This window comes from Enterovibrio calviensis DSM 14347 (genome assembly GCF_000621165.1).
In the GTDB taxonomy this organism is placed as follows: domain Bacteria; phylum Pseudomonadota; class Gammaproteobacteria; order Enterobacterales; family Vibrionaceae; genus Enterovibrio; species Enterovibrio calviensis.
The window spans coordinates 203,287-215,882 of record NZ_JHZA01000008.1; the positions used below are offsets into that span (position 1 = coordinate 203,287).

Consider the following 12,596-nt stretch of genomic DNA (forward strand, 5'->3'; position numbering starts at 1 on the left):
CTTTCTCATTCAATAAAGGCTCGGCGTTGCTTTCCAAACGGATTTCCGGAGTTGCTATGAACTTTTCTCTGAACACCTATCTAGAAGAACTACGTCCCCTGATCAATGTCGATTGCGGCACATTGACCGTTGAAGGCATCGAAGTGATTGCCAACATCATGGCTGAAAAATACGAAGACATGGGCGGTTGGAACATCAAACGTGTTGATTGTGGCATCGCTGGCGTGGGCCTTGAGATCCGCAACAAGCCTGAAGCAGAACACATAGATGTGATGCTGATTGGTCACATGGACACTGTTTTCCCTGTGGGCACAGCGGCTGAACGTCCAATGACCACGGACGAAAACCGTGCTTATGGCCCTGGCGTTTCTGACATGAAGTCAGGCCTTCTCAACGTGGTGTACGCGCTGCGTGAGCTGGATTTGAGTGTTCGTGATGCGCTGTCTATCTGTGTTTGCATGAACCCAGATGAAGAGATTGGCTCACTGCACTCAGAAGAATGGCTGAAATCCGTCGCGAAAGATGCGCGTCACGTATTAGTTGCAGAAGCAGCACGTGCTGATGGCTCATTGGTAAAAGCTCGCAAAGGCATGGCGCGTTACAGAATGACGTTCCACGGCAAAGCGGCACACGCAGGTAACGAACCTCAAAATGGCCGCAGTGCAATCACTGAAATGGCGAATTGGATCCTAGCCTTGAACGCAATGACCGATTTCGAATCAGGCACGACCCTGAACGTCGGTGTTGTCAACGGTGGCGACGGTGCGAACATTGTTCCACAACATGCGGAAGCAGTTGTTGACGTGCGTTTCTGGGATAACGATGAATATGCGCTTGTGGATAGCAAAATCCGCGCATTGACCGAAACCCCGTTTGTTGATGGCGTCACCGTATCTTTGGTACGTGAAGCAACCAAACCTGCAATGGCACCAACGAGCAAAACCGAAAGCCTCATGGCGATGATCGAAGAAACCGGAAAAGATTTGGGTATCGACATCACTTGGCAGGAAGTAGGTGGCGGCTCTGATGCGAATCTAACTGCCGTTTTAGGTGTACCAACCCTTGATGGTTTGGGCCCTATCGGAGCAGGTTTCCACAGCGATGCAGAATACCTTGAGCTTCACTCTATTGAGCCACGCATCAAGCTGCTGAAAGCCGTGCTTGAGAAGTTGGCGAAGTAAGTCTTCTCCGAAGGTTTACGCGCCTGCTCCGCTTCGATACAGGGTAGCCATACGCAAACGCACAAATCAAAAGGGGCGAATTCGCCCCTTTTTGTTATCTTTGGTCGTTACATCAGGATTTATACCCTCGAAGCGAGTCGAGATAATCCGGTAAGAACAGCGATATCTGCGGAATGTAGGTGATCAGAATCAGGAAGATCAGCAACAGGCTCAACCACGGTAGCGCAGCACGTATCGCCCACCCCATGCTTTCCCCCGTGATCCCCGCGGTCACAAACAAATTCAGCCCCACTGGCGGCGTTAACATCCCTATTTCCATGTTCACCACCATGATGATGCCCAAATGGATTGGGTCGATGCCGAGTTGCGTTGCGATTGGGAACAAGATCGGCGCCATGATCAGCAAGATAGCCGATGGCTCCATGAAGTTACCCGCAATCAACAGCAGGATGTTCACCACGATCAAGAAGCCCCATGCCGGTAAGCCCCACGCCACAATGGTTTCCGCAATGGTATGCGGAATGCGCTCAGTGGTTAACACATGGGCGAACAACATGGCATTCGCGATAATGAACAGCAGCATGATACTGACTTTCGACGCATCACGAACCACGTGGTTCACTTCTTTGTCAGTAAAGGACTTCACCATCACCATTGGCAGCGAAACAAGGTTTCTCAACAGCATGCTTGCCGTTCCTTCACCGTCGCGACGCCAAGGCACATCTTTGAGAGGGCCAATATCACGATAGCCCCACACACTGACAAGCCAAGCGTAAACCGCCGCCACCGATGCCGCCTCTGTCGGGCTGGCAACCCCGCCATAGATCGACCCAAGCACGATGATGATCAGCATCAAGCCACCCAAAGCTCGTAAGCCAGAATGAATCAATGACATCACACCGGGGAAAGGTTGAGATGGCAGGCCCTTAATGCAGGCCACGATATAAATCGCCACCATCAATATGCCACCCATCATCAGCCCAGGAATAAACCCCGCCATGAACATGCGTGAGGCCGACACTTCCGTTGCAGCAGCGTAAACCAACATCACAATGGATGGTGGGATCAAAATGCCCAAGGTGCCCGCGTTGGCAATCACACCCGCGGCAAATGCTTTGGGGTAACCGGCTTTCACCATGCCCACAATAACGATAGAGCCGATGGCAGCAACCGTGGCAGGCGAACTACCCGAGACCGCTGCGAATAGCATACACGCCATCACAGAGGCCATAGCGAGCCCACCGCGGATGTGCCCGACACAATCGATAGCAAAGTTGATCAGTCGACGCGCCACACCACCCGTCGACAGGAACGCAGAAGACAAAATAAAGAAAGGGATCGCGAGTAAGGTGTAGTGTTCACTGGTGGCTTCAAACAGCTTCAAGGCAATAGAGGCCAATGAATCGTTTGAAAAGATAAGAATGGTCGTCACACTCGACAAACCTAATGCGATGGCGATGGGCATTCCCATGAACATGCAAAGGAACAACATCCCAAATAATGCAGCAATGGTCATTGGTTTCGCTCCTTCTTGTCATCCATTTCATTCGCCAACTCTTCGGCAAGGTGCATGCTTTCCTGCGCTTCATCGATAAGCCCAAACCCTTGTCTGTTTCCAGTCCACACTTCATACCCGATGGTACAAACGCGCACTGCCAACAAGCCAAAACCGAGAATCAAGCAGGACATCGCCTTCCACTTCTCAATCGGCATATCTTCCATTTCAATACCGATCATTTTCATTTTGCTTAGGTAGATCCACGAACCGTAAAGAAACAAGCCGCAATAAACCAAGCACAAGGCCAAAGCCAATAAGGTGATGAGTTTCTGTGAAGATGGAGATAAATGCTTAATTGCAGCGTCCACGCCAATGTGAGCACCTTCGCGAAGCCCCCATGACGCTCCCATTAAGACAAGCCATGCCGATAGATATAAGGTCAGCTCTTGCGCCCACAAAAGGCCTTCATTGAAGAAGAAGCGCAGTATCACTTCAAAAAACACTAACAGCGTCATTGTCACCAATAAGAGACCAATGCCAGCCTCTTCAAAACGGTGTAATAACCGAATCATTTTCTACTCCCAAGATATCAACCCAGCGCGTCAGTGCCGCGCTGGGCTTCATCTATTACTGGTTAGAGGCCACAGCTGCTTCAATGATTTCTGCACCGATTTCATTCTGGAATTGGCTCCAAACCGGTTTCATCACTTCGACCCACTGCTGACGTTCAGCATCTGACAAGGTAATGATTTCGCTGCGACCTGATTCCATGATGCTCTTGCGATCTTTCATCACTTTATCGTTAGCAATGGCATTGCCATGCGCGACTGATTCCGCGAGTGCTTTTTGAAGCACTTCACGGTCTGCGTCCGGCAATGTCATCCAAAACTCGGTAGACGTTGTCACCATGTAGTCCAACACCCCGTGGTTTGACTCAGTGATGTACGGCTGAACTTCGAAGAATTTCTTGGAGTAGATGTTTGACCATGTGTTTTCCTGACCATCAATGGCGCGAGTTTGCAGCAAGGTAAACACTTCAGAGAACGGCTTTTTCAATGGCACAGCATCAACGGCTTCAAACTGTGCCGCCAGCACATCAGAACTCATGATGCGGAATTTCTTACCGTCAGCGTCGCTAGGAACACGCAATGGATCATTCGCAGAAAGCTGTTTTAGGCCATTGTGCAAATAGCCCAACCCCACCAACCCTTTACTTTTCACAGACTCAAGCAGCGCTTGTCCCGCTTCGCTCTGTTGGAAACGGTCTACGGCTTCCATGTCTTTAAAAAGAAATGGGAGATCATAAACCTGCAGTTTTTTGGTGTATTTCGAAAACTTGGAGAGAGAAGGGGCAATAAATTGAATGTCTCCAAGTAATAGGGCTTCCATTTCTTTACCGTCGCCAAAAAGCTGCGAGTTGGGATAAACCTCAACCACATATTTGTCGCCGATGCGCTCCGCAACCAAATCGCGGAACTTCAGTGCCATTTGTCCTTTAGGAGTATTTTCAGCAACCACGTGTGAGAATTTGATGGTTTCTGGCGCTGCATGGGCAAATGCCGTCATCCCCGCACAAAGCGCCACTGCTGAAAGCATCGTTTTTAGCTTGTTCATACTGAATCCTCTTTCCTTTTGTCGTACATGCCAAAATCAGCATGCAATGTATTTGCTCCCTTTAAGCTTTAGCTGAGGAAACGAACATCAAGAGAAATGGAAACAATTAATTAACAAGCCCAAAACAAATTTGAGATATGAAAAAGAAGAAATGGGTGAAATCCCACCCATTCTAAGCGCTATCAGGCTAAGCGATGATGAAAAATGCTTGCGGCGGGTAATGAAAATCGAACCCCAAAGGGCTATGTAAGCCGCGGGTTCAAGCGGTGTTCAATCAAGGTAAACAGGTGCAGACGCACCTTTATAGACGTGACAAATCAGTCGCAGCGATACTGCCGCTGCGGCCAATTAACCAAACGAACGGATTAACTAAAAAATGATGAAACGTAATATCTCGCAACCATCAGAGGTCGACGCCAACGCATCTTGGGTTCCGCCCAGCGAACGATGTGGTTAATTTCCAGGCGAGTCGCATCAGGATAACACTGTCGATTGCACTCTCGGCAAGAAGACCCTCCACCCTCTTCACAGCATTGAACCACACGCTGCTCTTCGAAGGCGATCAAGGCCGTGCAATGCTGACAAAGCTGACTGCCGCGGTGAATATGTTTGCAATATAGGGACGTCATAGCGCGAACAAGCCAAAGAGGCTGGCGACGTTTCGCGGACGTTATCGATACAGTTTTCATAGGCGCGCTATTCTGCTCAGGTTCAGGCAAAAACCATTGATGCGGATCAAGCTTTAGCGCGTTGAACCGCCGAATATAGCAACTAAAAAGTATTTTAAGCTTCAACCTCAGAAGAGAGCACTTTAATACATGCCGTATAAATGTCCGTTTCTCTAAGAGGTTTCCCGATGTGCCCTTGCATTCCGTTGCTGATACAACGCCAAATATCATCTTTCAGCACGTTAGCCGTCATGGCGACAATCGGAGTTTGATGATTGAAACTATCAGACGAACGGATTTGTCTTGTCGCCTCCAAGCCATCCATTAGTGGCATTTGGATATCCATAAAAATGATGTCATAGCCTTGTACTTTCGTCTTCTCAAGTGCAGCAAGACCATTCGTTGCCTTATCAACGGAGAAACCAAGTTTCATCAACATTTTCTCGGCAATCATCAGATTGATGGCGTTGTCTTCAACCAATAGACAGTGTTTACCGGCAAAGGCATCATTGCGCTGCTTAAGTAACTCATGTCCCTTGGTATCGACGCTGTCTTTCTCAATGTGAAGCGGCAAAATAACGGTAAATTGACTGCCCCGGCCAACTTCACTGGTTACAGCAATTTCGCCCCCCATCAAGTCAACCAACTGTTTGGTGATGGCCAAGCCTAAGCCTGAACCGCCAAACTTACGAGTTGTCGATGTATCTGCTTGTTGGAACTCATCAAAGATAACACTGTATTTGTCTGCAGGAATTCCCACACCGGTGTCTGACACTTGGATACTAACACCAGAGTAGCGCCCACCTTTTTGGTTCATGGTCACTTTAAGGCGAACAACCCCTGACTCCGTAAACTTAAGCGCATTTGACACCAAGTTAAGTACGATTTGCTCTATGCGATGGGCATCGCCCAAGAAGCGCCGCGGGCAATTTTCTTCGTATACAAGATCAAACACCAATTGAGGCTTGTTCGTGATAGTCGGCAACATGAGGTCTCGAACATAGCTGCTGACCTGTTCGAGGTCGAAAGGTGCCTCTTCTAGTTTCAGATGGTTTGACTCCATTTTACTGAAGTCCAAAATATTGTTGATCAATGACATCAGACCTCGCGAGGAATGCGAGATCACTGAAAGATACTCTGCCTGCTTACTCGACATCGGCTCATCTTGCATCAAGGATGACGCGCCTAAAATACCATTCATGGGTGTGCGAATTTCGTGGCTGATATTGGCGAGAAATAACTGCTTCGCCCTTGCAGCATCCACGGCTCGCTCACGCGTCTCAACCAAATTGGTGCTCAGTTGGTTGAATTCGCTGACTAACATGCCGAGTTCGTCACGCTCAGCATAATCGATAGGTGCGAAAGGAACGTCACCTCGCTGGCTAATCAACGCACTCCGAACGCGTGCCATTGGGCGGACTATCTGCAGATGTATTGCCAAATACGCCATGCCCACCAGCAAGATAGCGACCAATGCCATCGCAAAAAATAGATCATTTTTTAGCTTGGTCGCCTCAACTTGAAGAAGGCGTTCAGGCAACGCCCCTACCAGCAACCAATCGGTATCGGGCAATGTCCGGCCAAACACTACGGTTGCCTCTTGCAAAATAGGGTCGTGGTCAAGACGGTGAATAAACAGCCGTTCAGTTGGCCGAAAAACCGAAGAATTAGGCGCCAACTCGGTAGCAACGGATAGCGCGTAGCCAAGATCAATATCAGGTGAAGAGGAAACGATGGATTCTGCAATGTCTTGCAAATTAGGATCACTTTGAGTGACCAAGCGTTCGCCTTGAGTGGCAAGGCTAATGACCAGCGCTAACTCAGAAAAATCAGGTTGTGAGTTGGCAATTTCTCGCACACTCGGCAACAAAGTAGGTCGATCGCCTGACAGTGCGTCAGGGTATGACATGATGCGACTGCTTCGGTCAAACATCATCATGTACCCGCCAATTTTTTGTCCACTTCGTGTCAGAAACGCTTGCAACTTGGCGAGCCGAACGTCAATGGTTACAACACCCGCAAATTTGCTTCCAACAAAAATCGGCACACTACATGTCACCATGGGTTCTTGGGTAAAGGGATCGATATACGCTCTTGACCAATACGCTTCTTCCAATGAGTAACGTGCTGGCGCATACCATTCGGCGGTTTGATAAGGTGCGGCAGAATCGGCGTTGTAATCATCGATACGAGAATATAAGCCACCTTCACCCAATTCGATGAACACAGACGCTTTCGAGCGATTTTCATCGTACAAGTAGGGTTCAGGCCAAAAGCCACCGCTCGCAACAATACGCTTAATGTTCTTATTGTTTAGCATCGCAGAGAGCTTTTTCGCAATGTCCTCTTCGCTATCGTCCAGTGACAAGGTATTGGCCAAAGAAAAAGCGATGGTTTCAACGTTATTGGACAATTGACCTAAGGTCTGCGCAACGGTTTCCACCTGCGCTTCGACACGTTGGTTAGCACTTTCTCGCACCATACTGTCGCCAGTGGTTTCAAGTACATAGACAATCGTAATAACGACGACAGTCAACATTAAAGCCACGATCCACAGGGCTTTAATACTCATCGTTTTATACCAAGGCAAATCCTTTACAAACACGCAAAACCCTCAAGATACGATAGCTTTATGAGATTGTTCCATCTCTTTCAAAACAGCTTGAATAGTCAGACTGAGCAACTTTTGAAATTGCTTAACGACAAGAGTATCGAGCGATTGCCCTTCTCTTAGTTTTGCATCTGCATGGGTACAGAAGTCTTGCAATGCCAGCGCACCAATATTCCCTGACACGCCTTTCAGGTTGTGCATCAACGTTCGCGCACGTGCAATCTGACCCTGACTAATATGCTTCTCGAGATGGCCCGCATCCCCTTGGTGTTCTGCCACAAACATAGTCAACACCGAATCCATGGCTTCTTTGTCGCCGTCTAACTGCTCATTCAGCACACCGGCATCAAACAACGGCTCTGATGGCTCAACAAACTTAAAGGATGCTGTTGCTTCTGTGCCGCTCTCTTTAGTGGATGGTTTAGCTGGTGTTGTATCGGCCGCATTCTTTTGAGTACGGTATTGAAGCAACACCTGTGCGAACAACATACCGAACGCCCAAAATAGCATTGAAATCGTCGTATCAAGCTTTGCCAGCACCTGAGTTGTCCAATAGGTTTGCTGCTGTGTCATCGACCGAACAAATTTGTGATTAATCACTTCATCAACGCTTTCCAGTTGGCGATTAATACGCTCTAAACTGGTGTACAACGCGTATAACCCTAGATGGTCAACACTGTTATCTAACTGAGCTAACTGGGTTTCTACATCCGCTAGATATCGATTAAAACGGACGACACGATCTGAATCTACCCCGTTGTTGAAACCATGAAGTTCAAACAACAGATAGGTACCGATTGATTGATAGATTGAGGACAACTCAGGGGAAGTTTGAGCATCCATTAATGTCTTTAATTGCTCAGTCACTTTGGATACTGCGTAGATTGACGCCAGCAGGTTGTCGACATTCTCAACAAACGCATCGGCTTCAAGCAAGGTCTGTTGTATATCGTCCCACCGATCTTCTATCGTGTGTGATTTAGTGCGAAGCAATAAGTAGCGAAAATGCTGAACTTCTTTTTCAAGATTCTTGCGTTCATTGTCTTGGTTCAACATTGATGCTGAAACGGTCTGCCGAAGCTGTTGTGCCGCATTGTTCAACTTGACGATATGCGTGGCATGACCTTTGGTATGCTTCATATCTGAATAAGAAAACAATGCATAGGTGAACGACACAACAAAGCCACACCAAAGCAACAAAGAGATCCAATTCTTTGCCGTTCTCTGACGTCCAATGAGCATGAGCCGTTTGCTAATTTGATTCAGTATTGGAAGTGGCGTCACAATGGTTCCTTGTACATTAATTTAACCGTTTACCGACTCTTCTCTAAGCGACTACCACGCCAGTTTTCCCACAAGAAGCGTCATTTTTACGACACTTATAATTAAGTTAGGCAATCTGCCTTAGTTTGCAAACACAAAAGACAAAAGTTGTAAGATTGCGCATACACCCCTTGCGTAAGTTGCGCAGTGAGGCGTATGCACGGTTTAATCAGTATGGAGAGTTCGTCGGATCTACTCTTCCGTGTTCAAACGACGCGTCAACTGATCACGCAAATTCGGTGGCGTGCCTTTGATCGTCAAAGTGTCAGTGTCTTGATCATAGAAAACACGTTCACCCAGTAACATGCTGTCAAAATTGATCGACAGGCCACCGCCGCCGCCAACGAATTTCGTCAGTTTTCGCATCGCCGTCCTGTCCGCAGGAAAGCTCTCTTCTAGCTCGTAACCTTGTTCAGAAGCAAACTGGTAGAAATCGACGCCTTGCTCATTCTTAGGAAGCTCGCTTGCCAATTCTTTGACAATAACTTCATCACCCGATTGAAGTTGACCGTTGCAGTAGTCATAAACTTGCTTGCGGTATTCTTGTTTTTCTTCTTTCTCAAGACGGGAATCTGCACAGTAGTCTTCCACCGCTTGCATTAGAACAAGGTTTTGTTGCTTGGTATCCATGCCGATTTCGGCTTGCATGAAGTCCAAGAAGAAATCTGCCACTTTGCGGCCAACACGGCCTTTAATATAGGTCAGATAGCGATTCGATTGCGCGTCAGTTTCCCACGTCGACAAATCGATACGAGCAGCGATGTCCATTTTGGCGACGTCAAGGTAGTCCGTTGAGCTGATCTCCAGATCATCCGTGACTTTCATGCTGGCTTTGGATTCTAATAATCCAATGAACAAATACTCTGTCGCCAATGAACGGTATTCAGCAATCACCAAAACCCCTTCATCCGCAAATGGATATTTGGATAATTCGGTTTTTAATCGCTCTGTTGACTGCGATGAAAATGACAGAAAATCGAGTTCTTGCTTTCTACATGCTTTCAACCAGCTCGCAACTTCGCTTTCTTCAGCAAATTGGCCAAAACCTTTTGCAGCTTTTGCGTTGTAGACGCGGTGAATCTCGCTGATCAAATTTTCCGTTGAAGGTGAATGAGTTAGCATCTGATCTCTCAGGTGCACGACTAGTGAATCTTCGCCATCTTTTTTAAGTTGATGAAGAATAACGTTTGAAAGCGTGAGGCTCATAATTGAAAACATTTTTCGTCAGACTAAAGTGTGAGGTATTATACGCGGCTTCTGCTGACACAAGACAAGAGTTTCTATGCCTGTTACTTCTAAATATCAAGATAAAAACGTTGAACAGATCCTGAGCGATGTGGTCAATGTTCTTGAAAAGCACAAAGCTTCGACTGACCTTTCGCTGATGGTGGTGGGTAACATCGCTACTAATCTGATGAATAACAACCTGCCAGCTGCGCAGCGAAAAGTGATTGCGGAAAAATTTGCTCAAGCTCTGCTGTCTTCTATCGATACAGAGTAATAAGACCGCGTCGAAAAACTTACGCGTTGTAAAATAAAGAGAAGAATTAGCCTTTATGGTAGACAGCGGAAATACGTACAAGGATAAAGTGTCACAGCTGATTAGCTGGGGACACTGGTTTAGTTTTTTCAATATTATCGCAGCCATGTTGCTGGGGACGCGCTACATAGTGCAATCCGGCTGGCCCGAGACATTGATCGGACAAACTTACCAGTTGTTGACTTGGATTGGTCACTTCGGTTTTCTGGTTTTTGCCGTCTACATTTTGGTAATTTTCCCGGCAAGCTTCCTCATACCGTCTCAACGACTAATGAGGCTGTTTGCCGTTCTCGTTTCAACAGCAGGCATGACAGTCTTGCTGCTGGATATCTACGCCTTTGAAACTCTGCATCTTCATCTAAACCCATTGGTTTGGGAATTGCTGCTGAGCGGCGAAAAAACAGACATGAATGCCCATTGGCAATATCTGTTTGTGGTTGTTCCTGCGATATTCCTGCTAGAAATCGCCATGTCGGAATGGGTTTGGCGTAAGCTCCGAAAACTGTCTCGCAAGCGTGTGGGTGTGCCGATTGCCAGTGTGTTTGCGGTGTGCTTCATTGGCAGCCACCTCATTCATATTTGGGCGGATGCGTTCATATACAGCCCAGTCACTGCACAACGTTCTAACTTCCCTATTTCCTATCCCATGACGGCAAAAACCTTCATGGAAAAATATGGACTACTTGATCGCCAAGAATATCAACGTCGTCGCGACGAATTGGGTAATCAAGAAAGCGAAGTCATTCGCTATCCATTAGAGAAAATCTCATTTGCTGCTGATGCATCAAACCACAATCAGAACTTACTGATCGTGATGGTTGATAGCCTGCGTTCTGACATGCTCGACCCTGTCGTGATGCCAAACTTAAGTCAGTTCAGCAAAGACAACGTCACGTATTCGAATCACTACAGTTCCAGCAATGATGCGATGGCGGGTCTATTTGGCCTGTTTTATGGCCTACCTGGTAGCTATGCACAAAGTGCTAGAACAGAAGGTCTTAGCCCTCTGCTCGTTGATACATTGGACAAAAAAGGGTATCGCTTTGGCTTATTCAGCGCCGATAATTTTGAAAATCCAATTTACTATCAGAGCATTTTTGGCAAGCATCTTAACGAGGTCAAAGACGTCGTCTCTAATGAAGCATGGGTTGCTGATCACATGGCCGCAGATAACCTCGACACGTGGATCAAAGAAGGCAACACCACCAAACCTTGGTTTGCTTACCTAGAGCTAAAAAGTGTCACTGAGTACGAGCAAGGTGGGGATTACGATCGCCCGTTCCAGCCATCTCTTGATAACGACCTAGCCAGTGTTGGCGAACACACAACCTTGGTTCTCAAGAACAGCTATAACAATGCCGCCTACTATGTTGATGGCTTGCTGGGTGAGCTATTCGACACGCTCGAAGCGAACGGCCAACTTGATAACACCATTGTTGTTGTGACCGCCAATCACGGTACTGAATTCAATGAAACCGGCTCTAACAGCTGGGGCGCAAACACTAACTACAGCAAGTACCAGTTACAGGTTCCTATGGTGATCCATTGGCCTAATCAAGCAGCGCGCAACGTTGACGTATACAGCTCGCACTTGGACATTGTACCCACCTTGATGGAATCTATGCTTGCAACAGACAGCCCTTCTGAAATGTATACGAGTGGCCGTAACCTATTTGAATTGGCAGATAAGCCACGCCGATGGGTGATTGCAGGCGATAGCCGAGACATCGTTGTGGTTCAACCGGACAAAACCACTGTCGTCGACAAATTCGGTAACTACCGTATTTACGACAGTAACTACAAGCTACAGCCGGAAGGAAAGCCTCAACTGTCTGTGCTTATGCAGGTCATGCATGAGCTAAAACGCTTCTACCATCCCGAGCAAAATTGATGCATAAGGCAGCCTAAATGGCTGCCTTCATTTTCTCCAAATGCTTGAAATAGTCACGTTTAATGACAAAGTAGATTGACACTCAGATCATGTGTTCGTACCATGATTTCACGTAGTCGGTCTGTAGCGCAGCTTGGTAGCGCACTGTCATGGGGTGTCAGGGGTCGGAGGTTCAAATCCTCTCAGACCGACCATTTTTTGAGAGCCCGCAGCTTTTTAGCTGCGGGCTTTTTCGTTGGTGCTTTGTTCGCTAGTATCCAACCTCTCACT

At 47.4% G+C, this 12,596-nt stretch carries 10 protein-coding genes and 1 tRNA gene; 4 read left to right on the forward strand and 7 right to left on the reverse strand.

The window, feature by feature from the left end; all coding sequences use genetic code 11:
* Window positions 1–56 precede the first annotated feature (56 nt).
* The gene (locus tag Q365_RS0107900; RefSeq protein WP_028022832.1) at window positions 57–1,181 is read left to right on the forward strand and encodes a M20 family metallopeptidase; all 1,125 of its coding nucleotides are present in this window, start codon (window positions 57–59) and stop codon (window positions 1,179–1,181) included.
* Window positions 1,182–1,293: 112 nt separating this feature from the next.
* Here Q365_RS0107900 and Q365_RS0107905 read toward each other — a convergent pair whose 3' ends face one another.
* The 7 genes from Q365_RS0107905 to yejK form a co-directional block, all read right to left on the reverse strand.
* Complete coding sequence (locus Q365_RS0107905) at window positions 1,294–2,697, reverse strand: TRAP transporter large permease (protein WP_028022833.1); 1,404 nt, start codon at window positions 2,695–2,697, stop codon at window positions 1,294–1,296.
* The gene (locus Q365_RS0107910; RefSeq protein ID WP_028022834.1) at window positions 2,694–3,251 is read right to left on the reverse strand and encodes a TRAP transporter small permease; all 558 of its coding nucleotides are present in this window, start codon (window positions 3,249–3,251) and stop codon (window positions 2,694–2,696) included. The genes Q365_RS0107905 and Q365_RS0107910 overlap by 4 nt, the downstream gene beginning before the upstream one ends.
* A gap of 55 nt (window positions 3,252–3,306) precedes the next feature.
* Window positions 3,307–4,293 (reverse strand): TRAP transporter substrate-binding protein, encoded by a 987-nt coding sequence (locus Q365_RS0107915; RefSeq protein ID WP_028022835.1) that lies wholly within the window; start codon window positions 4,291–4,293, stop codon window positions 3,307–3,309.
* 365 nt (window positions 4,294–4,658) lie between these two features.
* The gene (locus Q365_RS27370; protein WP_322786733.1) at window positions 4,659–5,192 is read right to left on the reverse strand and encodes a nitrous oxide-stimulated promoter family protein; all 534 of its coding nucleotides are present in this window, start codon (window positions 5,190–5,192) and stop codon (window positions 4,659–4,661) included.
* Complete coding sequence (locus Q365_RS0107920) at window positions 5,077–7,533, reverse strand: hybrid sensor histidine kinase/response regulator (RefSeq protein ID WP_028022836.1); 2,457 nt, start codon at window positions 7,531–7,533, stop codon at window positions 5,077–5,079. Before Q365_RS0107920 ends, Q365_RS27370 begins: the two co-directional genes overlap by 116 nt.
* Window positions 7,534–7,575: 42 nt before the next feature.
* On the reverse strand, window positions 7,576–8,856 hold the full coding sequence (locus Q365_RS0107925; protein ID WP_028022837.1) for an Hpt domain-containing protein: 1,281 nt from the start codon (window positions 8,854–8,856) through the stop codon (window positions 7,576–7,578).
* A gap of 231 nt (window positions 8,857–9,087) precedes the next feature.
* Entirely contained in the window at window positions 9,088–10,101 is a 1,014-nt protein-coding gene (yejK, locus tag Q365_RS0107930; protein ID WP_028022838.1) for a nucleoid-associated protein YejK, read from the reverse strand.
* Window positions 10,102–10,177: 76 nt separating this feature from the next.
* On the opposite strand from yejK, the gene Q365_RS0107935 reads away from it, so the two are divergent.
* The 3 genes from Q365_RS0107935 (at window position 10,178) to Q365_RS0107945 (ending at window position 12,520) form a co-directional block, all read left to right on the forward strand.
* Entirely contained in the window at window positions 10,178–10,396 is a 219-nt protein-coding gene (locus Q365_RS0107935) for a YejL family protein (RefSeq protein ID WP_028022839.1), read from the forward strand.
* 55 nt (window positions 10,397–10,451) lie between these two features.
* Window positions 10,452–12,326 carry a DUF3413 domain-containing protein gene (locus Q365_RS0107940; RefSeq protein WP_028022840.1) on the forward strand — a complete coding sequence of 625 codons (1,875 nt, stop codon included), beginning with the start codon at window positions 10,452–10,454 and terminating at the stop codon, window positions 12,324–12,326.
* 117 nt (window positions 12,327–12,443) lie between these two features.
* Window positions 12,444–12,520 (forward strand) — tRNA-Pro (locus Q365_RS0107945).
* Window positions 12,521–12,596 lie beyond the last annotated feature (76 nt).